This window comes from Pseudomonas lini, assembly GCF_001042905.1.
Lineage (GTDB): Bacteria > Pseudomonadota > Gammaproteobacteria > Pseudomonadales > Pseudomonadaceae > Aquipseudomonas > Aquipseudomonas lini.
Map to the genome: position 1 here is coordinate 42,739 of NZ_JYLB01000008.1, position 25,426 is coordinate 68,164.

Sequence of the window (25,426 nt, forward strand, 5' to 3'; positions counted from 1 at the left end):
TTGCGTCAGCCGCGAGCTGACTTGGACGTCTCATTAAGTGATTGTCGTCTTCCGGCGTAAGGCTTGGGCGCGACAAGCTCAATGAAATCCTGCTGTCGGTTCAAGGTCTCAACCACCGCTTGCGTCTGCGTCGAAACTTCAGCGACTTTCTCGAAGGTTTCCGGATCAGCGCTACCGGAACTTGCGAATTCAATTTTGATGGTCTGCATCCTGAACTCCAGTACATCGATCATCACTGGCGTCTCGTCGTAAGCCTCACTAAGCGATGTCGCGTTCAGCCCTTGCGATGCCTGGTAAAACTCCCGACCTGTCTTGATCAAACCTGGCGCTTCCGACCCCAGCTTACTGCCGACCTTTTCGACCACCTTATCAACAACTGCGGTGGTGATTTTTTTCCTCAATTGCTTTCGCCCTTCACTTGTCCGCGGGTCAACCGCCACCAGCTCAAACTTTACCGCTGCAAGACTGAATTTCTTTCTGGGTTCAACGCTCTCAATGAATGCCTTAGGGTTCATTTCGTTACCCTTGAAGTTGATCGGACGCTCCAGTTGATAGGTGTCCACCATCTTGGAAATCAAAGCATCTGCCGCCTTGGAGCCGACTTTCGCCCCGACCTTGGCCCCCAGCGTTGCGCCTCCCGGACCTACCAACCCACCCAAGGCACCGCCTGCCGCAGCACCCGCCGACGTACCGGCCGCACTGACGGCACTGCTGGCAAGTTGGGTTAGGACCCGTCTGCCCAACGCCTTGAACCGATGCTGCGCATAGACGTGATTGAGTATTGAATTCTTGAGGTCAGAAACGACGCTTCCAACCGATGAGGCCAAAGCTTGCTGCTTATCCAGGCTCTCACTCAGCTGTGAAGCCTTGGTCCTTCCCCCGCCGTCGCTATCGACATGAGTCATGGGCGAGTTACTGACCATCTGATACAGGTTCGGTCCATCAACGAACCCCTTGGGATCTGGGTTGAGCCAACGTTGCAACCACGGCACGTAATAACGCAGACCATAGTAATAAAGCCCTGTCGCGTCCCGCTCCTTGCCCGAATAACGAATGGTTTTGTAACTCGCTTCCACGACGTCCGTTCCGGCAAACCACGCGGTCTCGCCGAAGGGATAGTAGGTTTCCTGACTGATGATTCGCGCGTCATCGGCGAGTTCCAGGGTGCAAGACTTCAGGTGATCAACGAGGTTGTAACGGTATTGTTTTTTGGGCACGCCGGACGGTGGATCCGTCTCCCAGTGCCATACCCGAACGTTGTTGAGGCCCGCCTGAGCGGTGATGACTTGCAGTACTTCCCCGGTGCAACTGTCGGTACGAAGCTCCAGCCCCGGCAAGTAACGTACTTCAGCCACCACGGTGCGGGCATTGGTATTGAGTGAGCGGATTTTACGCACTCGCTGGCCACCGCCATCGTAGACATAGCACTCCCAATCATTGAACCCGGAAGCGCGTTCCACTGGGCTGACCGAGTGCAATTGGTTACGTAAATCCCACGTCAGAAACCGGCCCTGATCCAGCTCCAGTAAATTGCCCCTGGCATCGAACGCGGCAGCGATTTCTTCTTCGGTGGGTGGCACCCCGTTGCACCAGGGCCGACAGCGATTGCTGTAGCGAGCGGCCTTCAGTTCATGCCCCGGGCCTTGTGCGCCAACATGGGTCAGCTTCAACAGATTGCCGCCTTCGTCATAGCGGTAGGTCTGCCGGTAATTGCTGACCGCCGCCGGATCGACCCGTCCCATCGATGCTGGGCCCTGATTGGCACTGCCCGCCTCCCAGCCAAAGGCCTCGATCAACTGGTAGAGGCTGTCGTAGCGAAAACGACTGAGCGGCTCGATACGCTGATTGGCAAAGTAACGCACCGGCAGTGCCTTGTCTTCGATGCTGAGGACGTTGCCCATTCGGTCATATTCGTAGATCAGATGCTGCAACCATCGCGCACTCGCATCCTGCGTCCGCCGCTCCATCAATAATCCGTCTTCAGCTCGGTAAACCAGAGCGGTTTGCACAGCATTGCCGGCAGTTTCGTATGCAACTTGCCCTTGGGCGTTGTACTGGACATCCCTGACCAGTGTCTGCCAAGTCAGCCCCTGAAGTTGCAAGCGCGCCTCACGCAAGGAACCGTCAAGGGTCAAGCTGAAGGCCTGGCGGTTTTCCTTGGCGTCGATCTGTTGCAGAACATCGCCCAACGGACCGAAATTCCACTTTGAAACAGCCCCCTCCCCCGGCTCAAGCAGCTTTTGACGATCGGCTTCCAACTCCGGCCAGTCAGGCGTAACAGGGTTTTGGGTAAAGTGACGAACTTGCTTCACGCATTGGCCGGTGATCGAAAATGCCTCGAACAGCACCGTCCCGGCGGGATCATCATGACGGATCAACTGCCCGCATCGATTCTGGTCACTATGGTCGGGACCGCCATAGGCCATGCGTTCAACAAACCTTCGCGGCTCGGTTGCTCCCTGCTCGAACACTGCCACGGGACGGAGCAGGTCGTCATATTCAACTTCGCGTCGTGTACCTCGGCTGTCCCACGCCAGCAAAATCTCGTCACCCAGACCGGGCAGGCTCAGTTGCAATCCAGCATCGACGCTAATGGTACAAAGCGCATTGCCAGACAGCGAATGCACGGTCGTTGAATTGGCGGGTGCCAGAGGATCTTCATCCTGCAATGCCCAAAGCCGCGGATCCCACTGTTTTATCGAATGGCCCGCAGCATCATGGGCTGTGCGATTGATGCGTGCTTCGCTGGGCAGGTTTACGACGGCGCGCCAATAGTCCACCGAACGGATCAACAAGCCACGCGGGTCGACGACGGACAATTTTGGTGTTTTGTGGTGCATTCCCATCGTCAAGGCCTGCATGCCTGTATGTCCTGTTTGCCAATCGACATCTAACCGTTCGTGGACATGCCTGGCTACTATCAGAAATGACAGTGCCGACCAACGGCCATCGATCTTGCTCCACGAATGTCCATTCCCGCGCCCCTTCGGTAGGATGGGGTTTATGAGTTCAAGGAGCGTTCACACATGTTCATCGGCGTCCTGCTGGTCATCACCTGGCTGATCCTGCTGCTGCGCTACCCGTCCAAGGCCGTGCCGGTTTCCATGGCCGCCGCTGTCGGATTGGGCCTGGTGGCGGTGTGGGTGTTCTGGCTGGACACCCGCGAGGTCAAGCAACTGGCGCGCCTTGAGCTGCGCATCACCTACGCGCCCGAACACTGCCCGGCGGATCGCCCCTTGAAGCTGACGATGAACAACGGCAATGACGTGCCGTTGACCGAACTGCGCTGGCGCATCGCCGCTTATGCACCGGGCGATACGGTCAATCTGGCTGACAATCAATACGCCGCACCGCGCTATCGCGGCCCCGGCGAATTGCAGGCCGGCGGCAATTGGGAAGACTGCTTGCCAATGCCGCCCCTGCGCCCCGGTTATCGCCCGCAAACCCTGGAGTTTCGCGCCGAGCGTTTGCAGGGTAGTTTCTCCGACTGATCCTCCCTTTCTTCTTTTTGCACAAGGACCGCGCCATGCCCGTTGCGTTGATTACCGGTTGCTCCAGCGGCATTGGCCGCGCCCTCGCCGACGCCTTCAAAGGGGCCGGATACGAAGTCTGGGCCAGCGCCCGCAAGGCTGAAGATGTAGCCGCTCTAACCGCTGCCGGTTTCACCGCCGTGCAATTGGACGTGAACGATGGTCCGGCACTGGAACAATTGAGTGAGCGGATCAATCAGCAGTGCGGCGGTCTTGATGTGCTGATCAACAATGCCGGTTATGGCGCCATGGGACCGCTGCTCGATGGCGGTGTGCCGGCCATGCAGCGGCAATTCGAAACCAACGTATTTGCCATCGTCGGCGTGACTCGCGCGATGTTCCCGGTGCTGCGCCGCGCCAAGGGCCTGGTGGTGAACATCGGCAGCGTGTCCGGAGTTCTGGTCACGCCGTTTGCGGGCGCCTACTGCGCCTCGAAAGCCGCGGTGCATGCCTTGAGTGATGCGTTGCGTATGGAATTGGCGCCGTTCGGCGTGCGGGTGATGGAAGTTCAGCCGGGTGCCATCGCCTCCAGCTTTGCGAAAAATGCCGGCCATGAGGCTGAGCAACTGATCACCGAGCAGTCGCCATGGTGGCCGCTGCGTGAGGGTATTCGTGCACGGGCCAAGGCGTCTCAGGACAAGCCGACGCCGGCCAGTGAATTTGCCGCCGGTTTGTTGAAGGCCGTGCAGCAGAATAAACCGCCGCGTCTGGTGCGTTTGGGTAATGGCAGCCGAGCGTTGCCGTTGATGGCGGGGTTGTTGCCCAAGGGGCTGTTGGAGTCGGGGTTGATGAAGCGGTTCGGGTTGCGCGGGCAACTTTGAGACCGGGTTGACGCCATCGCGGGCAACTTTGAGACCGGGTTGACGCCATCGCGGGCAAGCCCGCTCCCACAGGTTGCGCGGTGCTCTCTGTGGGAGCGGGCTTGCCCGCGAAGACGTCTGACCAGACGCTTAAGAATTTCAGGAATTAAACATGAGCGACTACACCGAATACTTTGACGAAGTGATCCAGGCCCACATAGCCATCGAACAATGGTTGGCCGAGGAGCGAGACGAGTCCGAGCTTGAGCAATTGCTGACGCGTTTTTCGCCGCAGTTTTCCATGATCTCGCCGTTGGGCCGGGTGCTGGATTTTGAGGCGTTGAATGAATTGTTTCTGCTGGCGGGCGGGAAGAAGCTCGGGTTCAGGATTGAGCTCAGCGAGTTGCGAGGTGTCGCGCTGTATGACGGTGGCGCAGTGGTGAGTTACCGCGAGCAGCAGACTGATGCGACGGGGCTGCATTCTGATCGGCGATCCTCGGTGGTGTTTGAGAAACAGGCCGATGGCAAGGTGCTTTGGCGGCATTTGCATGAGACGTTTTGCAAGGAATGAACTGTCGCCATCTGCCTGAGAGACCGAGTCGCTCCATTCGCGAGCAAGCCCGCTCCCACATTTGATCTTCAGTGAACACAGAATATGTGCACAAAGTAGATCAAGTGTGGGAACGGGCTTGCTCGCGAAGCAGACGACTCGGTCTGTCAGTTACCCCTCGACAGCCTGTTTCACCACAACGGTACAAGTAATCCCCGCCGCCAACAGCACGCCCTCTGGCACTTCATCAATGTGTATCCGCACCGGCACCCGCTGCGCCAGGCGCACCCAGTTGAAGGTCGGGTTCACGTCGGCGATCAGCTCGCGGCTTTGCGGGTTGTCGCGGTCATAGATGCCGCGAGAAATGCTTTCCACATGGCCCTTGAGTACTTCGCCGCTCATCAATTGCATGTCGGCTTTATCGCCCACGCGCACGTGGGGCAATTTGGTTTCTTCGAAGAAGCCATAAACCCAGAATGAGTTCATATCGACCACGGCCATTTTCGCTTCGCCGATGCGCGCGTAGTCGCCACGATGAACGTTGAGGTTAGTGACATAGCCGTCCACCGCAGCGCGTACTTCGGTGCGCTTGAGGTTGAGTTCGGCAGCTTCCAATTGCGCCTGGGCGTGCTGGTAATCGGCCAGAGCCGAGTCGGCGATGTTGCTGGCGTCGTCGCGGTTTTCCCTCGAGATCACCAGGTTGTCGAGGTCGGCGCGGCGATGGGCGTTGACCTTGCGCATCTCCCATGTGGCTTTGCGCGAGGCCACCAGCGACTGCGCCTGTTTCACCGCGATGCGGTAATGCTCAGGGTCGATGCGCATCAGCAAATCGCCGTTCTTCACTCGCTGGTTGTCACGCACCGGCACGTCCACCACTTCACCGGTAACGTCGGCGGCAACGTTGATGATGTCGGCGCGCACCCGGCCGTCGCGGGTCCAGGGGGTGTTCATGTACTGCACCCACAAGGTCCGGCCGATCCACAGGGCAAGGGCCAACACCAGCAGGGTCGCGAGCAGGCTGAAAAGCTTTTTCATCACGGTGTTCTCAACGGTAAACAGTCAGCGCCAAGGCGCCGAACAGACAGGTAAATAGACTCAGGCGCAGCAGCGCCGGGTGCCAGAAGAAGCGGTACAGATCGAACCCGGAGAGGAATCGATCCAGCGCCCAGGCCAACGCCGCTGCAATGAAAAACATCAGGGTCATGGTCGGCATGTACACGCCGTGGAAGGCGATTTCACGAGGCATGTTCAAGTCCTTGGGGCTTGGCGATGGCGTAGGAGGTCAGTGGCGATTGCGGGTCGAGCAGCGTGGTGCGGATGAAGTGCAGGTAGCTTTTCACCCGGCGCAAGGCAGAGGTATCGAAGTGCGGCGCGAAGGGTTCGTCGGTGGCCTGCACACAGCTGATCGCGTGGTCGACCGCGACCAGAGCACGCTCCAGATTGCTCGGGCTCGGCTGCAGAAACAGTCGCACCAGCGAACGCCCCATCACCCGGATTGACTGACGCCACGGCTGCGATTCGGCGTAGGCCGGGTGCACTGGCAGAATCGCCTGTTCCTTGCGCAACTCGATGATCGCGTGGCCGACTTCCAGCACCACCAACATCCAGCGCAGCAAGTCCCGTTGCACCTGCGGCTTTCCCGCTGCGAGGCCATAGGCCTGATGCAAAAGATCGCGAGTGCGGCTTTCGAAACTCGACGCCAGGCCCTTGAGTTTGCCGCTGATGGCGTACACCACTTGCCCGCGCAAATCCTGCTCCAACCGTCGCCATAACCAGCGGCTGTTGGGCGGCAAAATGATCGCCCCGGCCGCCGCGCACACCAGCATGCCCATGATCATCGCGATGTAGTCATTGATGAAGGCGTAAGGGTTGTAAACCGTGAGGTTGTCCGGCACCGAACCGGTGCTGAAGAAGATCAGCAATCCCAAGCCACCCCCCGCGTATTGCGGCCGTGAAGTCAGGAACGCCCCGATCACGATCACCGGCGCCAGCATCACGCAAAGCAACGGAAAACCATCGATCCAAGGGAAGATGAAAAACATCTCGACGAAGCCGATCAGCGCCCCGAGCAACGTCCCGCAGGCCATCTGAAATGCCATGCGCTTGGGGTCCGGTGTTGCCGCTGAAAGGCCGACGGTGGCAGCAGCGATCAGGGTCATGGTCGCCCCGCTCGGCCACGCGGTGGCCACCCAATAACTGCCGAGCACCACGAGGATGAATGCTGCGCGAATGCCCGATGCCGCCGAGGCCAGCCAGTTGGTTTGCGGAGTGAAGGGCTCGTCCCAACGTTCCCGTTCGTGGCTGTGATCGGCCAGGGATGCGTGGGTCTGTGCATAACTGTGCAGGTCGTCGACGAAGCGATAAAGCAGCTCGTAGGCGGTGTGAAAATCCAGCTGCTCGGCGTCGTTCGGATCACTCTCCTGAAAGGTCGCCCGCAGACTGCGGACCCGCGCCGGCAAGTTTTCCTTATAGGTCGCCAAAGCGGTGGCCAGGCGTGCAGCGTCGGGGCTGGTCAAAGCGCGACCGCTGAAACCGTCGAGCACTTCGGCCAAGTCCTGTAACCCCGGTTTGATCGCTGCGACAACGTGATCGGTGCCGCTGCTGCGTAGGCGTTCAAGCAACTGATGCAGCGCATTGAAGCGCGTGGTAATGCCCATGAATTCGCTGTTCAAACGACTGAGCCGCCCGTTGCGCCGACGCATGTGCGGGTCTTCGAACACCGTGACGCTGCGCAGCCCTTCCAGGCCCACCGCCTCGGCGATAAACCGCACGTTGTTCGCTTCGAACGCCTCGCGTCGGCTGCGACCGCGCAAGTCATCGGTGACGAACAGGGCAAACACACCGAAGCGCTGATACAAGGCATTGCGCATCGCGGCGCTGGCGGTTTGCGGCAGGATCGCGGCGCTCACCAGTGTCGAGCAGAGAATCCCCAAGGAAATTTCCAGCACACGCCAGACTGCCGCCATGAACGCCCCGTCGGGATGAGCCAATGCAGGCAGCCCGACCATCGCCGCCGTATAACCGGCGAGCACAAACCCGTAGGCGCGGAAGTTGCGATAACGCGCCGCGCCGGCCGAGCAGAGGCCGACCCAGATCGCCAGCGAGCCGAGGAACAGTTCGGTGTTCTGCGCAAACAAGGCAATCAACGCGACCATCACCGCCGACCCGGCCAACGTGCCGAGGAAGCGATAGAAACTCTTGGCGAACACTTGGCCGCTTTGCGGTTGCATGACGATGAATACGGTGATCATCGCGGTGCGTGGTTGCGGCAACTCCAGACGCATGGCCAGCCACAGGGTCAGGAACGCCGCGAACAGCACCTTGAAAATGTACACCCAGGTCACGCCATCGCTGCGTGCCCAGTCGAAGAAGCCCCGGCGCCATTCAAGGGAATACAGCCAGCGCAAAGGTGCGGGCAAGGGAGTCATGGAAGTTTGCTCATTAGTCGAGGGGTATGCGGCGAGTACTCGGATCCTGTGGGAGCGGGCTTGCTCGCGAAAGCGGTGTGTCAGGCGATATCAGCATTGACTGACACTCCCTCTTCGCGAGCAAGCCCGCTCCCACAGGGTCGCGTTCAATTCGAGAGGCTATTAAGCAGGGCCGGAGTTTTCGGTGCGGCGGTCTGACTGTCCTTCGGCACGTCGTTGCCAGCGCCGAGGCCTCCGCCCAAAGCAGTCACCAATTGCGCATGAGCACTCAAGCGTGCGGCCTGAACTTGCTGCTGCACTTGTTGCTGCTTGAACAACAAGGTCTGCGCATTGAGCACATTGAGGTAATCGGTGAGCCCGCGCTGATACGCGATCATCGCGATGTCGTAGGTCTTCTGCGCCGTGGCCACCGACCCGGCGGCGAAGGCTTGTTGCTTGTCCATTGACTCGCGACGAATCAGCTGGTCGGAGATGTTCTTCAGCGCGTTGACCAGCGTCTGGTTGTACCTGGCCACGGCTATGTCATAACCGGCCGCGGCTTCACCCAGCTCCGAGCGCAAGCGGCCGCCATCGAAGATCGGCAACGAAATCGCCGGGCCGACGCTGTAGTTGAGCTTCTTGCCGGTCAAAAACTCCAGCGCTCCACCGCCGGTGGCCATGTAGCCGAGGCTGCCGACCAGATCGACGTTGGGGTAGAAGCCGGCGTGGGCAACATCGATACCCCGAGCCTGCGCCGCCACTTGCCAGCGACTGGCGACCACGTCCGGGCGTTGGCCGAGCAGTTGCGCCGGCAAAGACGACGGTAACTTCAGCGCCGCGCCCAACGACAGCGTCGGCCGTTGCAACTGCGCGCCCTCCCCCGGCCCCTTACCGGCCAGCGCGGCGAGTTGGTTGCGGCTTAGAGCAATTTCCTCGTCCAGCGCATCGATTTGCCGATGGGTTTCCGGCAATGGTGTTTCGGCCTGGCTGACTTCGAAATGGGTGCCGATGCCGCCGTCCAGACGTCTCTGTGCCAGGTCGAGGATTTGCTGTTGCTGCTTCAAGGTCGCCGCGACGATGTCCCGTTGTGCGTAATGCAAAGAGAGCTCGATGTAGGCGCGGACGATGTTGCTCTGCAATTCGAGCTGGGCCTGCCGTGCTTCGGCGGCGCTCATGTGGGCCATGTCCACGGCGCGTTCGCTGGCGTTGCTTTCGCGTCCCCAGAGGTCGAGGGCATAGCTGAAGCCCAGCGCGGCGTTGTTGTCCCAGGTGGTGGTATTGGCCAACTCGCCGGGGCCGTAGAACTGATCGGTGGGCCAGTTGTGGCGCTTGAGGGTAGATTGGCCATTGATCTGCAGCGACTCGGCGGACTCGGCAATGCCGGCCATGGACCGCGCCTGACGCACTCGCGCTGCGGCCATGGCCATGCTCGGGCTGCCTTGCAGGGCGAGATCGATCCAGCGGCTCAGTTGTGGGTCGCCGTAGGCTTGCCACCATTGAGCGGTGGGCCAATGAGCGTCTTGCGCGGCGCTCTGAATGGCTTCATCGGTGGCCAGTGAATCAGCCTCCAGTGCCTTGCCCTGTGGGGCAATACCTGCGGTTCCGATGCAGCCGCTGATTGCCAGGGTTAAGGCCAAAACACTGAGCGTCTTGAGCGCTCTGTTGATGCGACGCGGCACTGCTGCAAATTCCTGAAATAGGGGGAGATCCCCTGTAGGAGCTGTCGAGTGAAACGAGGCTGCGATCTTTTGATGTTGCCCTTTAAAAGCAAAGATCAAAAGATCGCAGCCTCGTTTCACTCGACAGCTCCTACAGAGGTGGACGCAATTCTAGGGGTGGGCCTGGATGGCGATAAGCTGGGATTCCTGTGAATCTTTGTTACCGTTGAAGAGATAATCCCTTTGTAGGGGCACCGCCCCTGTAACTTCGTGTCACAATTTGCCATCGCATTCGAGAGCACCCCATGGACACTTTGCAAAACATGCGCGCCTTCAGTTACGTGGCCGAGGCCGGCAGCTTCACCGCCGCCGCCGTGCAACTCGACACCACCACGGCCAACGTCTCGCGCGCGGTCTCCAATCTGGAAGCCCACCTGCAAACCCGCCTGCTCAACCGCACCACCCGCCGCATCGCCCTGACCGAGGCCGGCAAGCGCTATCTATTGCGTTGCGAGCAGATCCTGGCCTACATCGAAGAAGCCGAAGCCGAAGCCAGCGACGCCCACGCGCGCCCGGCCGGGCAACTCAAGGTGCACACCATGACCGGCATCGGTCAGCACTTCGTGATCGACGCCATCGCCCGCTACCGCAAAACCCACCCGGACGTAACCTTCGACCTGACCATGGCCAACCGCGTGCCGGATTTGCTCGACGAGGGCTACGACGTGTCCATCGTGCTCGCCAGCGAACTGCCCGACTCGGGCTTCGTCTCCCAACGCTTGGGCATCACCTACAGCATCGTTTGCGCATCGCCCGCCTATGTGAAAGCCAACGGCTGCGCGCACAAGCCCAGCGACCTGCTCAACCACGCCTGCCTGCGCCTGGTGAGCCCGGTCATCCCACTGGAAAAATGGACCTTCGACGGCCCTGAAGGCCAGGAAATGGTCACCATCAACAGCTCGCCGTTTTTGGTGAACTCCGCTGATGCGATGAAGACTGCAATCACCAGCGGCATGGGAGTTGGGGTGTTGCCGGTGTATGCGGCGATTGAAGGGCTGCGCAACGGCACGCTGGTGCGGGTGATGCCGAATTACCGCTCACAGGAATTGAATCTGTATGCGATTTATCCGTCGCGGCAGTATCTGGATGCGAAGATCAAGACGTGGGTCGAGTACTTGCGCGGGTCGTTACCGGAGATATTGGCGGCGCATCAGGCTGAATTGGCGGCGTATGAATTGAGTGGGAGTTTGGGTGGGGTTCGGGTGGCGAATTAGCCCATTGCGCAGCATTGGCTTATGGCAAAGGAATGCCGAAATAATCTTCTCCAATAGCCAATAGATATAAATGAACTGTCAGATCTGACAGTAGACGAACTATCTCCTCGAATGGAAACTCCATGGGCAATTTAATTTTTCATTCGAAGGGATACTAGTATGAATATTTATTACACGGGCTCAAATAAAAATCTCAGTTCCGCCACCGGCAAACTGACCGCCAAAATCCACAACAACTTTAAGTTCACCGACTTCGATGGAACAGTCACTCGCTTTATTACTAATGGAGAGCAGGTGGTGTTATTCACCAGACATCAAATTAGTGAGACCGAATGGAACGACATCCCCCTAAGGTTCCCGGTAAACATTGAAAACAAACGATATGAATTTCAATCGGACGGTATTTTACAGCCCCCTATCTTCAGCGAAAACTGGGACGACCCCGACGGTGGATCATGGCACCGACCTTACTACCCGAAAATGGATGTCGGGCATATCACGTTCGATTTCAACTTTGAGGTTGGGACACTCAAGGCTACCTTCAACTTTACGATCATGGACGGTATAACAAGTCATCAAGTGATTGGCGAAATTAATGTTGAAGGTCTGGAGCATGCAAAAACCGGACAGCGACATCTGGAAAAGCTATTCGAGTAATCGGCAGCCTGTTGAACACTCACATGCCGTCCAGGGAGAGCCGTCGGCTCTTCCTACAGACGGGGTGGTTTTTGAGGGCGTTTCCGACAAGATTTGACGGTTGTTGCGTCGGAAGGGAAATGGGTAGGCTTTGTGGGTCGCTGCCAAATCAGTGACCAGGCTTGGAAACCTGATATTCCCATCACAGCACATGGCATACTGCGGCGCTTTTTTCTGCACGCAATTCCTTGTTATGGCGGCTGTGCGCGGGAGACCTTCGGGTCTGCCGGGTTTGATGGGATTTCCGGTTTTCCAGACCGCGCATGGCTGCCACCCTTTCGCTTGGAAACGAAAATGGCAGCTCTATTCATCCTGTCATAGAGTAATTCCCATGATCAAAGAAACACCGAATCCCCCTGAAACCGACGACGTTTCCCCCTACGAATCCCCCAATTCCAAAAAACTCAACGAAGCCGCTGAACGCGCGCTGAATCACTACCTCAATCCCGCTGCCCTCAAATCACCGACCATTCGCAAACCCAGTACGATGTATATGCTCGCACCGGCGCTCAAAGACGAAGACCTGTTGGCCCACACCTGTGAGTCGTTGGCCCAGGCCAGTGTAATGGCCAGCAATTTTGCGACCTATCTGGAAGGCCCGCATCGGAATACGGCCATGGCGATTCAACAGATCGTGATGCTGGCCGAGCTGGCGGTGAACCGGATGCTGGATAACCTCAACGTACCAAAAACCGCGCCACACAGCTGACCCCCTTGTAGGAACGAACTGTGGCGAGGGGGCTTGCCCCCGTTTGAGTGCGAAGCACTCACAAGATCTTTGATACATCAGAGATTTTAGGGCTGCTTCGCAGCCCAACGGGGGCAAGCCCCCTCGCCACAGGTGCACTCCTACAATTTTGGATGGCGTACACCCGGCGGTCCGGGACTCGCATAATGTCCGGGAAGAATGTTAGCGTGCTTGGCATTCACCACCGCCCGACGAGCCGCCTCCAATGAAAAAAAACGTCCTCGCCTTCAGCCGTATCACCCCACCGATGATCGAACGTCTGCAACAAGACTTCGACGTGATCGTGCCGAACCCGAAAAACGGCGACATCAACGCCCAGTTCAATGAAGCCCTGCCACATGCCCACGGCCTGATCGGCGTCGGCCGTAAACTCGGTCGCGCGCAACTGGAAAACGCCAGCAAACTGGAAGTGGTCTCCAGCGTCTCGGTCGGCTACGACAACTACGACCTCGCCTACTTCAACGAACGCGGGATCATGCTCACCAACACCCCCGACGTCCTCACTGAAAGCACCGCCGACCTGGCCTTCGCCTTGCTCATGAGCAGCGCCCGCCGCGTCGCCGAGCTAGACGCATGGACCAAGGCCGGCCAATGGCAAGCCACCGTCGGCGCGCCGTTGTTCGGCAGCGATGTGCATGGCAAAACCTTAGGGATTGTCGGCATGGGTAACATCGGCGCGGCCATCGCCCGTCGCGGTCGGCTGGGCTTCAACATGCCGATTATCTACAGCGGCAACAGCCGCAAGACCGAGCTGGAGCAGGAGCTCGGTGCGCAGTTCCGCAGCCTCGACCAGTTGCTGGCTGAAGCCGATTTCGTCTGCCTGGTGGTGCCGCTCAGCGAAAAAACCAGGCACCTGATCAGCCACCGTGAACTGGCGCTGATGAAACCGAGCGCCATTCTGGTGAATATCGCCCGCGGCCCCGTAGTGGACGAACAGGCGTTGATCGAAGCGCTGCAAAACAACCGGATTCGCGGCGCAGGGCTGGACGTCTATGAGAAAGAACCGCTGGCCGAATCGCCATTGTTCCAACTGAAAAACGCCGTGACCTTGCCGCACATTGGCTCGGCCACGCACGAAACCCGTGAAGCCATGGCCAACCGTGCATTGGCCAACTTGCGTAGTGCTTTGTTGGGTGAGCGGCCGCAAGACCTGGTGAACCCACAAGTGTGGAAAGGCTGACTAATAAGGGCAGACGTTTCAAACGCCTGCCCGCTCACTACATACTTTGCAATTCAGTCCACCGTCGTAAAGCAGACACACACGATAGACTCTCCATTACTTACCCGCCCTTTACGGGACTTAGCCATGGAGAGCATAAATTTTGAACCCGCCAACAACCGATCAACTCATCAGGTACAGCAAAGTCATATTGATGGCTTATATCAGCTTCTTTGGCTTGCTGGTGATGTTCAGCAACTTTACCGACTATGCGACCAATTATGAGTATGTCGGCCACGTCCTGAGCATGGACACCACCCGAGAGAATTTAAACCTGAGTTACCGGGCGATTACCTCACCCATGCTCCATCATCGGATCTACTGGATCATCATTACCCTGGAAGTTATTTATACGGCTTTCTGCCTACTTGGCACGTTTCATCTTTATCGAAACATCCATGCTTCTCCCGAAGATTTTCACGAAGCAAAAAAGTTTGCGATCATCGGACTATTGGTTGCCATGTTTGTCTATTACGTCGGCCTCCAAGTCATTGGCGTGGAATGGTTCAACATGGATGAATCACAAACCTGGAATGCAAAAGACTGGGCCCGACACATTGTCGACTTTATATTACCGTTATTGATTTATGTGGCCGTCAGGATCGAGCGCTGAGCTGTTCAGCACTCGATCCACAGGGAACCTCACGCCAATTTGCCGTTTCCTTGCACCATCGACGCCTTGGGTTTACGGAACACCAGCACATTCCCCAACATCACCAACACCAGCCCCACCAGTGCCGGTGCCGTCCATTGATAGCCTTCGACAAACGCCGACACGTTCAGCGCCACCACCGGAAAGAGTACGGTGCAATACGCCGCCCGCTCCGGCCCCATGCGCCCGACCAAGGTCAGGTAGGCGGTGAAACCGATCACCGATCCCGGAATCACCAGGTACAGCAACGACCCGATGTAGCGGGCATTCCATTCCATGTCGAACGGAATGCCTTTGACCAGGCACCACGCCGACAACATCGCCGCGCCGTAAGCCATGCCCCAGGCATTGGTGGTCAGGGGTTTCAGGCCGGCCTTCTGTTGCAGACTCGACAGCATGTTACCCGCCGAGAAACACAAGGTGCCGAGCAACGCCAGACCCAAACCGAGCAAGGTTTCGGGGCTGGCGGTATGACCGGCCAGCTCCGGCCAGAACAGCAGGCCCAATCCGAGCAAACCCAGCGCACCGCCCATCAATACATTGCGAGCGATTTTCTGACCGAAAAACACCCGTGCATTGAAGGCGTTCCACAGGGTGGCGGTGGAAAACACCACGGCGACCAGACCGCTGGGGATCCATTGGCTGGCAGTGAGGAAGCACATGAAATTGATGCAGAACAGGCACAGCCCCTGCGCCAGGCAAATCAGATGACCGCGACGGTTCATCACTTGCAGGCGCCGGCTGAGCAGCAACATCACGAACAGCACCAGCGCAGCGAGGCCGAAGCGATAAACGATCGACACCGGAATCGCTACCACGCCCAGTTGCCATTTCAAGGCAATCCAGGTGGTGCCCCAGATCAGCACGGTCAGTAGGTACAACGAAAGGTTCATGGTGACGACTCCTGAATAGGCCTTCAGTGTCCGGCGCGAAACCCTTTTGCACTTGCATAAACTTGCGCTTTTGTCGGCCGGCGGGCTGGCAGGTCAACGTCTACGGAGTAGGATGCAAAGCGTTGGAGAGAACCGATCATGGCCGCACAAGTGTCACTCGAGACCCTACAAGTCTTTCAAGCGCTTAACCGCTCGCCCAATGCTCGCCTGGAGCACAGCGCCGAGCTCGGTGACGGCATGGCTGCAGCTTTGTGGAACAACCACCACGACGCCCAGGACTACGAAGCGCCGAGCCATCACACCCTGTCGTGCTACATCGCCGGCGGCACCGGCACCTTTCGCCGCGACCAGCCCGGTACCAAGGGCGGCCCGGACAAGCTGTGCATTCTGCCGGCCGACCATCAGTCAGGCTGGGTGATCAATGGCGATATTCGCCTGGCCCACCTGTATTTCAGCCCCGAACAATTTGCCCTTGGCTGCGTCACGCTGCTGGATCGCGAACCGCGGGAATTGCAGTTACGCGAGCGCACGTTCCTTGAAGACCCGCAGCAAGCCCGGCGCTTTCGACAGTTGATCGCCCTCAACTGGGATGAACCGGGTGAACGTCTGCTCACCAGCAGCCTGGCCCACGAAATGCTCAGCCATGCCCTGCTCAGCCAGGTCGGCGTGCGTGAGGGCTTGCGCCTCAAAGGTGGATTGGCGGCGCATCAACGACGGCAGTTGGTGGAATTCATCGACCATCAAATGGCCGAAGCGATCAGCCTCGGGCAATTGGCGGGGTTGTGTGCGCTGTCCGAATATCACTTTGCGCGGATGTTTCGTGTGAGCTTCGGCCTGCCGCCACATCAGTATGTGTTGGCTCGACGACTGAGCCGGGCGCGGGAGTTGTTGCGCGGAACGTCGCAGCCGTTGGGGGATATTGCGTTGGCCTGTGGTTTTGCCAGTGCGAGCCATTTCACCAACCGGTTTCGGCAGGCGTTGGGTGGAACGCCTGGGGAATATCGGCAGGCGTTTTTGCGCTAAAGCAAGATCAAAAGATCGCAGCCTTCGGCAGCTCCTACGCCGGTCGCGTGCTCCTGTAGGAGCTGCCGCAGGCTGCGATCTTTTTCCCAGCGATTGCCGGATGCAGGCCTCGCCCCTACAATGCGAACAATTCTTGTTCTCTAACGTATCAAAATACGTCCGGAGCGGTTCCGTTGTCGTCAGCCACTACCGTCGAAGTCCTTTATCACGCCCATCACAACTGGCTCACCGGTTGGTTGCGGCGCAAGCTCGGCTGCCCTGACAGCGCCGCGGATCTGGCCCAGGACACGTTCATTCGAGTGCTGACGGCACGGGAAACGCCCCAGATCATCGAACCGCGGGCGTTCCTCACTACCATTGCCAAGCGCGTGCTATTCAATCATTACCGCCGTCAGGATCTGGAGCGCGCCTACCTCGATGCGCTGGCGCAGATGCCGGAAATCGTCGCGCCGTCGGAGGAAGATCGGGCGATCATCCTGCAAACGCTGATGGAACTCGACCAGTTGCTCGACGGTTTGCCGCGCCTGGTCAAACGCGCCTTTCTGCTGGCTCAGGTCGATGGTTTGACTTATCCACAGATCGCCGCCGAACTGGGTATTTCCATCGCCACGGTCAAAAGGCACCTGAACAAAGCGGCGATGCGCTGCTACTTCGCACTATGAACAGCCCTGCGGACTTTTCCTCTCAAGTCGCCGAGCAGGCCGTGCACTGGTGGATGGAAATTCAACAAGGGCCGCTAACCCCGCGCCAGCAAATCGCCTGGCAGCAATGGCTCGATGCTCACGGTGAACATCGACGGGCCTGGGAACATATTCAGCGGGTCAACCAACGCTTGCGCGGTGTGTCTTCACCGCTGGCCCATGCCGCCCTCAATGCACCGAAATCCGCCGGCCGTCGTCAGGCGTTGAAGCTGTTGCTGATTCTCGGTGCGGGCTCGGCGGTCACCTGGGGCATGCGCGAGCACAATCCGCTGACCCCATTGCTGGCCGACTACCGCAGCCCGATCGGCCAGCGACGCAAAGTGTCGCTCGGCGATGGCAGCCAAGTGCAGCTCAATACCGCCAGTGCGGTCGATGTACGAGTCGAAGGTCAGCAGCGGCTGATCCGCTTGCTCGAAGGCGAGATGCTCCTGACCGCCGCCCAAGCGTTTCAAGTACAGACCACACAAGGCCTGTTGAAAACCCAAGGTGGGCGGCTGAACGTGCGACAGTTTTCCGATCACACTCACGTGGCGGTGTTTGAGGGCAGCGCCGAACTGACGCCCGATGGCGGGTCGCCACGGATGCTGCAAACCGCCCAGCAGTTGAGCTTCGGCGCACGCGGCATCGACACTCCCCTGCCGCTGGACGCCAACAGCGGCGCCTGGGCCGATGGCATGCTGGTGGCCGCTCATATGCGCCTGGGAGATTTTCTCGATGAACTCGGTCGCTATCGCCGGGGGCAGCTCAATTGCGCGGCGAATGTTGCCGATCTGCTGATCTCCGGGACTTATCCACTGGACGACAGCGAGCGGATTCTTGATCTGCTGGAAATCAGTTTGCCGGTGAAGGTGAGGCGTTTCACCCGGTATTGGGTGACCGTCGAGGCGAAGGTTTAACAGCAAGATCAAAAGATCGCAGCCTTCGGCAGCTCCTACATGTGCTCGGTATACATCCTGTAGGAGCTGCCGAAGGCTGCGATCTTTTGATCTTTTGATCTAAAAAAGTGAGCCGTTTTTCAGATCTGGCGTGACAGAGAAGGAAAGCCCCCTTGATTCAACCTTTTCAGGATCGCCCTCCATGCAACCCACCCGTCTCACACCACTGGCTCGCACTTTGCGCCAACTCTTGCTGGGCGCCAGCCTGAGCTTCGGCGCTCTGCCTCTGGTGCATGCCGCTGATGCCAAGCCCTACCACATAGCACCGTCCTCGCTGGAGAACGCCCTCAACCAGTTTGGCCGTGAAGCCGGCGTGCTGATCTCCTTTGGCTCGCAAGTCACCAGCGGTGCGCAGAGTCGCGGCCTGGAAGGCAACTACACCCCTTCGCAGGGCTTGAACGCGTTGCTCGAAGGCACCGGCCTGCAGGCCCGCGCCGAGGGCAACAATGCCTTCAGCCTGCAACCGGCGGGTGATACGGCGCTGGAGCTGGACACCTCTAAAGTGGTCGGCGACTGGCTCGGCGATGCGGCTCAAACCAACGTCTTCGAACACCCTGGTGCTCGCGACGTAATCCGCCGCGAAGACTTCGAACGCCAGGGCGCGACTCAGGCCAGGGACGTGCTCAATCGCATCCCGGGGGTCAATGCGCCAGATAACAACGGCACCGGCAGCCATGACATGGCACTGAACTTCGGCATTCGCGGGCTCAACCCTCGGCTGGCTTCACGCTCCACGGTATTGATGGACGGCATTCCGGTGCCCTTCGCACCTTATGGTCAACCGCAGCTTTCGTTCGCGCCGATCAGCATGGGCAACATGGACGCGGTCGACGTGGTGCGCGGCGGCGGTGCGGTGCGCTACGGGCCGCAGAACGTCGGCGGTGTGGTCAACTTCGTGACCCGCGCCATTCCCGATGAGCCGACGGTCAAGGGCGGCTTCCAGACCGAAACGAGTCCATCGTCCAGCCATGACGGCTTCAAAACCACCGGCAACTTGCTGGTCGGCGGCACGGCCGATAACGGTCTGGGCGGCGCGATTCTGTACTCGGGCACCCGCGGTGGTGACTGGCGCGAACACAGCGACACCGAAATCGACGACCTGATCCTCAAGGGCAAATACCAGCTCGATGATGCCAACAGTTTCAACGCCATGGCCCAGTACTACGAAGGCAAAGCCGACATGCCCGGCGGCCTGAACGTCGCCGATTACGATGCTGACCCGTACCAGTCGACCCGCCCGAAAGACCAGTTCTGGGGCCGCCGCACGATGTTCAACTTCGGCTATCGCTATCAGGAAGATCGCCGCGAGTTCACCGCCAATACCTTCTTCACCAAAACCCTGCGCAGCGGTTATCTGGATCAGGGCACTTTCCTCTCGCTGTCGCCACGCGAGTATTGGGTACGCGGCCTGGAAACCCGTTTCGCCCAAGGCTTCGATCTCGGTCAGACCAGCCATGAAGTCGGCGTCGGCTATCGCTACATCAACGAGGCCGGCCACGAACTGCGTTACCGCACGCCAATCGCCAGCAACGAACTCCCGACCACCAACAGCCGCAACGACCGCGATACCCGGGGCGGCACCGAGGCCAATGCGTTCTTTGTCGATGACCGGATCGATATCGGCAAGTGGACGATTACGCCAGGCATCCGCTACGAAATGATCGAGTCGCAGCAGACCAACAACCTGACCAACGTGAAATACAAGGGTGACTACAACACCGCCCTGCCGGCGTTGAATGTGCTCTATCACCTGACCGACAGCTGGAACCTCTACGCCAACACCGAAGGCTCATTCGGCAGCGTGCAGTACAGCCAGATGCCTAATCGGGTGACCAGCGGCGAAGTCAAACCAGAGAAGGCCCGTACCTGGGAGCTGGGTACCCGTTACGACAACGGCGCGTTGCGGGCAGAGATTGGTGCGTTCCTGATCAACTTCGACAACCAGTATGAAAGTAATCAAACCAACGACTTGGTGATCGCCCGAGGCGAAACACGTCATCAAGGCATCGAAACCAGCATCAATTACGCCCTCGACGACTTGAGCCCGGCGCTGGCCGGTTTCGATGTGTACGCGACTTACGCCTATGTGGACGCAACCATCCGCGAAGACGGGCCGAACAAGGGCAATCGCGTGCCTTTCTCCTCCAAGCACAAAGGCACGGTCGGCGTCGGTTATACCGAAGGCGCGTGGAAACTGAACCTGGATAGCAGCTATCAGAGTGATCAGTTCGCTGACAACGCCAACACCTCGGCCGAAAGCGCCGATGGCAGCACTGGCAAGATTCCGGGGTACATGTTGTTCAGCAGCCGCGCGGCGTATGACTTCGGGCCGAAGTTGTCGGACCTGAATGTGGCGGTGGGGGTGAAGAACATTTTCAACCACCAGTACTTCACCCGCTCGTTCGATGACAACAACAAGGGCAAGTATGTTGGGGAGCCAAGGACGGTTTATGTGCAGACGTCGGTAGCGTTCTGACCTCACCCATTGATCGTTCCCACGCTCTGCGTGGGAATGCAGCCTGGGACGCTCTGCGTCCCAGAATCGGACGCGGAGCGTCCATTGAGGCATTCCCACGCAGAGCGTGGGAACGATCAGTCAGAAATCATTAAATCCAGAAACAAGAACGGGCCTGCATAAGCAGCCCCGTTTTTTAGGTGGAGAGAACGTAGGAAGGTAAAAAGTGAATCAGGCCTCAGCCGTTTTGTGCAGCCTGTTCGTTCTCGAGAAACTCGTCTTCCAGCAGCGCATCGGCGGTAGGCCTTTCGAACGGCACTACAGCGGCACGTGGTTTGCCCCGCAGTTTGCCGAACAGATGTTCAAGCGCATGTTCGAGTTTTTCGGCCGCACCGTCGATCGCCAGTTCCAGGTTAGCGGCTTTATGAGTGACAGAAATCGGTTGATGGCCTTTTGGCCGCGCTTCCAGCTGGCAGCGCATATCGTGGGGACCGGGCTTGTCGCCGTTCTCGTCCCGCAGGTGGACCTCGACGCGGGTCAGGTCCTCTTCATAACGTTCGAGCGTGCTCTCAATGGTAGTACGTACCCACTCCTCCAGTCGGATGCTGCTTTGAATATGGTTATCGCTATTGACTTGGATTTGCATAGTTCATCCCTTATTTCAGCTAGCTCGCGAGAGGCCGGTCAGCTAGCCCTTGGGCGTCATCACCGTGACCTCTTGGTTACACAATCGGTGTGTACGCAGAACATTTCAACCCCTAAAAAAAGATAAATATTGATTCGCAAAAAAAGCCGGACAACGGGCAAAAGCGCTGTTAATGTCGGGAGTTGGGTCGCATCGCTCTTCAGTCACAATTGCTCACATCTGCTGCTCCGCTAGCGGGTGCAGACCACGAAATATCCCCGCCTCTTCCACCAACCAGTCATGTACCGCGCGTACGCCGGGATGGCTCAGCGCGCCCGGCGCATAGAGCAGCACGTAACGCTTGTGATTAGGCACCGCCAGGCCAAACGGCACGATCAACGTCCCGCGTTCCAGTTCATCGTTGAGCAGCGTTCGCCGCGCAATCGCCACGCCCATCCCGGCAATCGCCGCTTCGATGGTCAGGTGATTGCGATTGAAGGTGTGCCCACGCCGTACATCCGCGCCTTCGAAGCCGATAGCGTTGAGGTAAAACTCCCATTCCGCGTACTCGTAACTGCCGCGCCAGGCGGTGATGTCGTGCAGCAATGGAAAATGCACCAGGTCCGCCGGGCCGTGCAGTGGCGGCCTTGCGCGCAACAAGCTCGGAGCGCAGACCGGAAAGATCTGCTCATCCAACAAGGCTGTGGATAACAATCCTGGATAACTGCCGTCATTGAGGTCGATGGCCAAATCGAAGTCGCCCTCATGCAATGGCACGCTGCTGTCCTCAGCCACCAGTCGCAGCTGAATGTCCGGAAAGCGCTGTTGCAAACGCGGCAGGCGCGGGGTCAGCCATTTGCTCAGGAACGAAGGAATCGAGCGCAACCGCAAAATCCCGCTGATCATTCCCGCATCCAGTCGTCGCAATTCCGCATCGATGCTGCCGTAGGCTTCGTTGACGGTGATAGCCAATCGCTGGCCTTCGGCGCTCAATTCCACGCCCCGGGGGCGACGATGAAACAGGCGAAAACCTAGCCGCTCTTCCAGTTGGCGAATTTGCTGACTGACCGCCCCCGGCGTGATGTGCAGTTCTTCGGCGCAACGGGTGAAGGACAAGTGCCGCGCGGCACACGAAAACACGTGCAGCCAGACGTAGGTCTGGGCGTGCAATTGGCGACTCATTGTTTAGTCCTGCTAAAGGCTGTCTTAGGAAGTTTCGTTGGTCACGTAGGACCGAGGTTGGCAGTATCGCCGACATTGCGCTTGTCCTACAGAAATGGCGGCGATTTCTCTTCCATTGCTTGTATAGGCTTTAGCATGGCTATCAGTGTTTTCGATCTCTTCAAAGTCGGCATCGGTCCGTCCAGTTCCCATACCGTCGGCCCGATGCGCGCCGCCGCAACCTTCGCCCAAGCCCTGATTGACCAACATTTACTGGCCGACGTACGGCGGGTAGTAATCCGACTCTACGGCTCCCTTTCGGCCACTGGCGTCGGCCACGCAACCGACCGTGCCTGCATTATGGGCCTGATGGGCGAATGGCCAGACAGCATTGATCCGAACTCAATCGACAGCCGAATCCAAACCTTGCGTGAAACCGGCGAACTGAGTCTGGCCGGTAAATCGACCATTGCCTTCAACTGGCAGCGCGATCTCCTGCTCCTCGACGAGAGCCTGCCCTACCACCCCAACGCCATGTCCCTGACAGCCTTCGGCGAAACCGGCGAGCTGTTCGAGCAGACGTACTACTCGGTGGGCGGTGGTTTCATCATCGAAGCAGCCGAAGCCGAGTCCGGCATTGCGCCAGCCAGCGATGTGGTGCTGCCCTACGACTTCTCCAGTGCCGCCGAATTGCTCAAGCTCTGCAACCAGCACGGTCTGCGGGTTTCCGAGCTGATGATGGCCAACGAACGGGCCTGGCGCAGCGACGCCGAGATCCGCCAGGGGTTGCTGCATATCTGGTCGGTGATGCGTGAATGCGTCGAGCAAGGCTTGCGCCACGAAGGCATCCTGCCCGGCGGTCTGAATGTTCCGCGCCGCGCCGCGAAATTGCACCGCAGTCTGTTGGAAATCGGCAAACCGAATGTCATCAGCTCCACCCTGTCAGCCATGGAGTGGGTCAACCTGTTCGCCCTTGCCGTGAACGAAGAAAACGCGGCTGGCGGACGCATGGTGACCGCGCCTACAAACGGGGCGGCCGGGATCATTCCCGCCGTGCTGCACTACTACATGAAATTCAACCCGGACGCGTCGGACGATGACGTCGTGGCGTTCTTTTTGGGCGCTGCCGCTGTAGGCATTCTCTGCAAGAAAAACGCCTCGATCTCCGGCGCCGAAGTCGGCTGCCAGGGCGAAGTCGGTTCGGCCTGCGCCATGGCCGCCGCCGGCCTGGCCGACATCCTCGGCGCCACCCCGGAGCAACTGGAAAACGCCGCCGAAATCGGCCTGGAACACAACCTCGGCCTGACCTGCGACCCCGTCGGCGGCCTGGTGCAGGTGCCGTGCATCGAGCGCAACGCAATCGCTGCCGTGAAGGCGATCAACGCCACGCAAATGGCCCTGCGCGGCGACGGCAAACACTTCATTTCCCTGGACCGGGTCATCCGCACCATGCGCGATACCGGCGCCGACATGCACGACAAATACAAAGAAACTTCACGGGGCGGCCTGGCTGTTAGCTGGGTGGAATGTTGAAGAACATTTCCTGACAGCCCGCAACACGTGAGCCCGAGCAAGAATAATAACGAGGCAAAAACGATGACCGATGTACGTACACCCGCTGCCGATAATCCCGCTGTAGACCTGACACGCAATAGCGAAACAACCCACAAAGGCTGGAGCAAACACGACACCACCTGGATGCTTGGCCTCTATGGCACGGCGATTGGCGCCGGCACGTTGTTCCTGCCGATCAACGCCGGTGTCGGTGGTTTCTGGCCGCTGCTGCTCCTGGCGGTACTGGCCTTTCCGATGACCTTCTTCGCCCACCGTGGCCTGACGCGCTTCGTGTTGTCCGGCCGTTCCGGGGATATTACCGAAGTAGTGGAAGAACACTTCGGCATCGGCGCCGGCAAGCTGATCACGCTGCTGTATTTTTTTGCGATCTTCCCGATTCTGCTGGTGTACAGCGTGGCGCTGACCAACACCCTGAGCAGCCTCATGGAGCACCAGCTGCACATGACACCGCCACCTCGGGCGATCCTGTCGCTGGGTCTGATTCTCGGCTTGATGGCGATCGTCCGTTGCGGTCAGGGCGTCATCGTCAAATGCATGAGCGTACTGGTTTACCCGTTCGTTGCAGCGTTGCTGTTGCTCGGCGTCAGCCTGATCCCGAACTGGAACGGCGCGTTCTTTGCCACCGCCAGTGAAGGCATGCCGCTGCCGCTGTTCTTCAAGACCTTGTGGCTGGCGATTCCGGTGATGGTGTTCTCGTTCAACCATTCGCCGATCATCTCCGCCTTCGCCGTCGATCAGAAACAGCGTTACGGCGAGCAAGCCGAACGCAAAAGCAGCGGCATTCTCGCGATCGCTCACGTCATGATGGTCGTCACGGTGATGTTCTTCTGCTTCAGCTGCGTGCTGGCGTTGTCCCCGGCGGACTTGGCCGCTGCGAAGGCGCAGAACATTTCGATCCTGTCGTACCTGGCTAACCATTTCCAGACACCGGTCATCGCTTACGCCGCGCCGTTGATTGCGCTGGTGGCGATCACCAAATCCTTCCTCGGCCATTACATCGGCGCCAGCGAAGGTTTTCAGGGGCTAATCGTGAAAAGCCTGCGTGGCCGTGGTCGCGTCATGTCCGCCAGTTGGCTGAACCGCATCACTGCGCTGTTCATGATCCTCAGTTGCTGGGCCGTGGCGACCTTCAATCCGAGCATCCTGGGCATGATCGAAACCCTCGGCGGGCCGATCATCGCGTGCCTGTTGTTCCTGATGCCGATGTACGCCATCCACCGCGTGCCGGCCTTGCGCCAGTACTCGAATCAGGCCTCGAACGTGTTTGTGGTGTTGATCGGCTTGATTGCACTGTCTGCGATCATCTACTCGTTCATGCCCTGAAACGGGCAGGCAAAAAGAAGGCGGGCCAGAATGCCCGCCATTTTTTTGCCGTGTTCATTACCCCATCGTTTTCCCGGCATGCCCCTTGCTTTGTCTCCTGCGTTGCACGGATGAAAGTTACATGAACATGGAAGGCCGATGGTCTGGTGTTGCGAACTAATCCCGATCATGGCTGGTCAACAACTGCACGTTCAATCAGGC

General features: G+C 58.8%; 22 protein-coding genes. 14 read left to right on the plus strand and 8 right to left on the minus strand.

Features of this window, described 5'->3' with window-relative positions; translation table 11 throughout:
• Nucleotides 1-5 precede the first annotated feature (5 nt).
• A complete protein-coding gene (locus TU81_RS22210) occupies nt 6-2,846 on the minus strand; it encodes an RHS repeat domain-containing protein (RefSeq protein WP_082157871.1) in 2,841 nt (946 codons plus the stop codon).
• A 180-nt stretch (nt 2,847-3,026) separates the two neighbouring features.
• Between TU81_RS22210 and TU81_RS22215 the strand changes: the two genes are divergently transcribed.
• From TU81_RS22215 to TU81_RS22225, 3 genes are all read left to right on the plus strand, one after another.
• Nucleotides 3,027-3,491 carry a hypothetical protein gene (locus TU81_RS22215; protein WP_008070465.1) on the plus strand — a complete coding sequence of 155 codons (465 nt, stop codon included), beginning with the start codon at nt 3,027-3,029 and terminating at the stop codon, nt 3,489-3,491.
• Nucleotides 3,492-3,526: 35 nt separating this feature from the next.
• Nucleotides 3,527-4,351, plus strand: coding sequence for an SDR family oxidoreductase (locus tag TU81_RS22220; protein WP_038979037.1), 825 nt, complete (start codon nt 3,527-3,529; stop codon nt 4,349-4,351).
• A 151-nt stretch (nt 4,352-4,502) separates the two neighbouring features.
• A complete protein-coding gene (locus TU81_RS22225; RefSeq protein ID WP_048396521.1) occupies nt 4,503-4,901 on the plus strand; it encodes a DUF4440 domain-containing protein in 399 nt (132 codons plus the stop codon).
• Between the two features lie 150 nt (nt 4,902-5,051).
• Here TU81_RS22225 and TU81_RS22230 read toward each other — a convergent pair whose 3' ends face one another.
• From TU81_RS22230 to TU81_RS22245, 4 genes are all read right to left on the minus strand, one after another.
• Nucleotides 5,052-5,915, minus strand: coding sequence for an efflux RND transporter periplasmic adaptor subunit (locus tag TU81_RS22230; RefSeq protein ID WP_048396522.1), 864 nt, complete (start codon nt 5,913-5,915; stop codon nt 5,052-5,054).
• Between the two features lie 10 nt (nt 5,916-5,925).
• Nucleotides 5,926-6,126: a DUF1656 domain-containing protein gene (locus TU81_RS22235; RefSeq protein ID WP_007896379.1), complete on the minus strand. Its 201-nt coding sequence runs from the start codon at nt 6,124-6,126 to the stop codon at nt 5,926-5,928.
• Entirely contained in the window at nt 6,116-8,308 is a 2,193-nt protein-coding gene (locus tag TU81_RS22240; protein WP_048396523.1) for an FUSC family protein, read from the minus strand. Before TU81_RS22240 ends, TU81_RS22235 begins: the two co-directional genes overlap by 11 nt.
• A 146-nt stretch (nt 8,309-8,454) precedes the next feature.
• Nucleotides 8,455-9,966 (minus strand): efflux transporter outer membrane subunit, encoded by a 1,512-nt coding sequence (locus tag TU81_RS22245; protein WP_048396524.1) that lies wholly within the window; start codon nt 9,964-9,966, stop codon nt 8,455-8,457.
• A gap of 284 nt (nt 9,967-10,250) precedes the next feature.
• Between TU81_RS22245 and TU81_RS22250 the strand changes: the two genes are divergently transcribed.
• From TU81_RS22250 to TU81_RS22270, 5 genes are all read left to right on the plus strand, one after another.
• Complete coding sequence (locus tag TU81_RS22250) at nt 10,251-11,219, plus strand: LysR family transcriptional regulator (protein ID WP_048396525.1); 969 nt, start codon at nt 10,251-10,253, stop codon at nt 11,217-11,219.
• 159 nt (nt 11,220-11,378) lie between these two features.
• A complete protein-coding gene (locus tag TU81_RS22255; protein ID WP_048396526.1) occupies nt 11,379-11,876 on the plus strand; it encodes a hypothetical protein in 498 nt (165 codons plus the stop codon).
• A gap of 370 nt (nt 11,877-12,246) precedes the next feature.
• Nucleotides 12,247-12,624 carry a DUF6124 family protein gene (locus TU81_RS22260; RefSeq protein ID WP_048396527.1) on the plus strand — a complete coding sequence of 126 codons (378 nt, stop codon included), beginning with the start codon at nt 12,247-12,249 and terminating at the stop codon, nt 12,622-12,624.
• A gap of 244 nt (nt 12,625-12,868) precedes the next feature.
• Nucleotides 12,869-13,843: a 2-hydroxyacid dehydrogenase gene (locus TU81_RS22265; RefSeq protein ID WP_048396528.1), complete on the plus strand. Its 975-nt coding sequence runs from the start codon at nt 12,869-12,871 to the stop codon at nt 13,841-13,843.
• A gap of 142 nt (nt 13,844-13,985) precedes the next feature.
• Nucleotides 13,986-14,495 (plus strand): DUF2165 family protein, encoded by a 510-nt coding sequence (locus TU81_RS22270; RefSeq protein ID WP_038979029.1) that lies wholly within the window; start codon nt 13,986-13,988, stop codon nt 14,493-14,495.
• A 29-nt stretch (nt 14,496-14,524) separates the two neighbouring features.
• Here TU81_RS22270 and TU81_RS22275 read toward each other — a convergent pair whose 3' ends face one another.
• Nucleotides 14,525-15,427: a DMT family transporter gene (locus tag TU81_RS22275; protein WP_038979028.1), complete on the minus strand. Its 903-nt coding sequence runs from the start codon at nt 15,425-15,427 to the stop codon at nt 14,525-14,527.
• Between the two features lie 138 nt (nt 15,428-15,565).
• Between TU81_RS22275 and TU81_RS22280 the strand changes: the two genes are divergently transcribed.
• The 4 genes from TU81_RS22280 (at nt 15,566) to fecA (ending at nt 20,562) form a co-directional block, all read left to right on the plus strand.
• Nucleotides 15,566-16,450 (plus strand): helix-turn-helix transcriptional regulator, encoded by an 885-nt coding sequence (locus tag TU81_RS22280; protein WP_038979027.1) that lies wholly within the window; start codon nt 15,566-15,568, stop codon nt 16,448-16,450.
• A gap of 173 nt (nt 16,451-16,623) precedes the next feature.
• Nucleotides 16,624-17,112: a sigma-70 family RNA polymerase sigma factor gene (locus TU81_RS22285; RefSeq protein ID WP_048396529.1), complete on the plus strand. Its 489-nt coding sequence runs from the start codon at nt 16,624-16,626 to the stop codon at nt 17,110-17,112.
• Nucleotides 17,109-18,047 (plus strand): FecR domain-containing protein, encoded by a 939-nt coding sequence (locus TU81_RS22290; RefSeq protein WP_048396530.1) that lies wholly within the window; start codon nt 17,109-17,111, stop codon nt 18,045-18,047. The genes TU81_RS22285 and TU81_RS22290 overlap by 4 nt, the downstream gene beginning before the upstream one ends.
• Before the next feature lie 181 nt (nt 18,048-18,228).
• Nucleotides 18,229-20,562: a TonB-dependent Fe(3+) dicitrate receptor FecA gene (gene fecA / locus TU81_RS22295; protein ID WP_048396531.1), complete on the plus strand. Its 2,334-nt coding sequence runs from the start codon at nt 18,229-18,231 to the stop codon at nt 20,560-20,562.
• 217 nt (nt 20,563-20,779) lie between these two features.
• Here the strand turns inward: fecA and TU81_RS22300 are convergent, their stop codons facing one another.
• On the minus strand, nt 20,780-21,187 hold the full coding sequence (locus TU81_RS22300; protein WP_008070486.1) for an HPF/RaiA family ribosome-associated protein: 408 nt from the start codon (nt 21,185-21,187) through the stop codon (nt 20,780-20,782).
• 213 nt (nt 21,188-21,400) lie between these two features.
• Entirely contained in the window at nt 21,401-22,348 is a 948-nt protein-coding gene (locus tag TU81_RS22305) for a LysR substrate-binding domain-containing protein (RefSeq protein WP_038979023.1), read from the minus strand.
• A 135-nt stretch (nt 22,349-22,483) separates the two neighbouring features.
• Here TU81_RS22305 and TU81_RS22310 point away from each other — a divergent pair, with 135 nt between their 5' ends.
• Together TU81_RS22310 and TU81_RS22315 are read left to right on the plus strand one after the other, a co-directional pair.
• Nucleotides 22,484-23,860 carry an L-serine ammonia-lyase gene (locus TU81_RS22310; protein WP_048396532.1) on the plus strand — a complete coding sequence of 459 codons (1,377 nt, stop codon included), beginning with the start codon at nt 22,484-22,486 and terminating at the stop codon, nt 23,858-23,860.
• A gap of 63 nt (nt 23,861-23,923) precedes the next feature.
• Entirely contained in the window at nt 23,924-25,225 is a 1,302-nt protein-coding gene (locus tag TU81_RS22315; protein WP_048396533.1) for a serine/threonine transporter, read from the plus strand.
• The last annotated feature ends 201 nt before the right edge of the window (nt 25,226-25,426 follow it).

Coding starts and splice junctions, on each gene's coding strand:
- TU81_RS22290 (WP_048396530.1), top strand. CDS start 17,109: ATGAACAGCCCTGCGGACTTTTCCTCTCAAGTCGCCGAGCAGGCCGTG.
- TU81_RS22240 (WP_048396523.1), bottom strand. CDS start 8,308: ATGACTCCCTTGCCCGCACCTTTGCGCTGGCTGTATTCCCTTGAATGG.
- TU81_RS22210 (WP_082157871.1), bottom strand. CDS start 2,846: ATGGGAATGCACCACAAAACACCAAAATTGTCCGTCGTCGACCCGCGT.
- TU81_RS22315 (WP_048396533.1), top strand. CDS start 23,924: ATGACCGATGTACGTACACCCGCTGCCGATAATCCCGCTGTAGACCTG.
- TU81_RS22235 (WP_007896379.1), bottom strand. CDS start 6,126: ATGCCTCGTGAAATCGCCTTCCACGGCGTGTACATGCCGACCATGACC.
- TU81_RS22225 (WP_048396521.1), top strand. CDS start 4,503: ATGAGCGACTACACCGAATACTTTGACGAAGTGATCCAGGCCCACATA.
- TU81_RS22230 (WP_048396522.1), bottom strand. CDS start 5,915: ATGAAAAAGCTTTTCAGCCTGCTCGCGACCCTGCTGGTGTTGGCCCTT.
- TU81_RS22250 (WP_048396525.1), top strand. CDS start 10,251: ATGGACACTTTGCAAAACATGCGCGCCTTCAGTTACGTGGCCGAGGCC.
- TU81_RS22305 (WP_038979023.1), bottom strand. CDS start 22,348: ATGAGTCGCCAATTGCACGCCCAGACCTACGTCTGGCTGCACGTGTTT.
- TU81_RS22220 (WP_038979037.1), top strand. CDS start 3,527: ATGCCCGTTGCGTTGATTACCGGTTGCTCCAGCGGCATTGGCCGCGCC.
- TU81_RS22260 (WP_048396527.1), top strand. CDS start 12,247: ATGATCAAAGAAACACCGAATCCCCCTGAAACCGACGACGTTTCCCCC.
- TU81_RS22300 (WP_008070486.1), bottom strand. CDS start 21,187: ATGCAAATCCAAGTCAATAGCGATAACCATATTCAAAGCAGCATCCGA.
- TU81_RS22280 (WP_038979027.1), top strand. CDS start 15,566: ATGGCCGCACAAGTGTCACTCGAGACCCTACAAGTCTTTCAAGCGCTT.
- TU81_RS22265 (WP_048396528.1), top strand. CDS start 12,869: ATGAAAAAAAACGTCCTCGCCTTCAGCCGTATCACCCCACCGATGATC.
- fecA (WP_048396531.1), top strand. CDS start 18,229: ATGCAACCCACCCGTCTCACACCACTGGCTCGCACTTTGCGCCAACTC.
- TU81_RS22275 (WP_038979028.1), bottom strand. CDS start 15,427: ATGAACCTTTCGTTGTACCTACTGACCGTGCTGATCTGGGGCACCACC.
- TU81_RS22215 (WP_008070465.1), top strand. CDS start 3,027: ATGTTCATCGGCGTCCTGCTGGTCATCACCTGGCTGATCCTGCTGCTG.
- TU81_RS22255 (WP_048396526.1), top strand. CDS start 11,379: ATGAATATTTATTACACGGGCTCAAATAAAAATCTCAGTTCCGCCACC.
- TU81_RS22310 (WP_048396532.1), top strand. CDS start 22,484: ATGGCTATCAGTGTTTTCGATCTCTTCAAAGTCGGCATCGGTCCGTCC.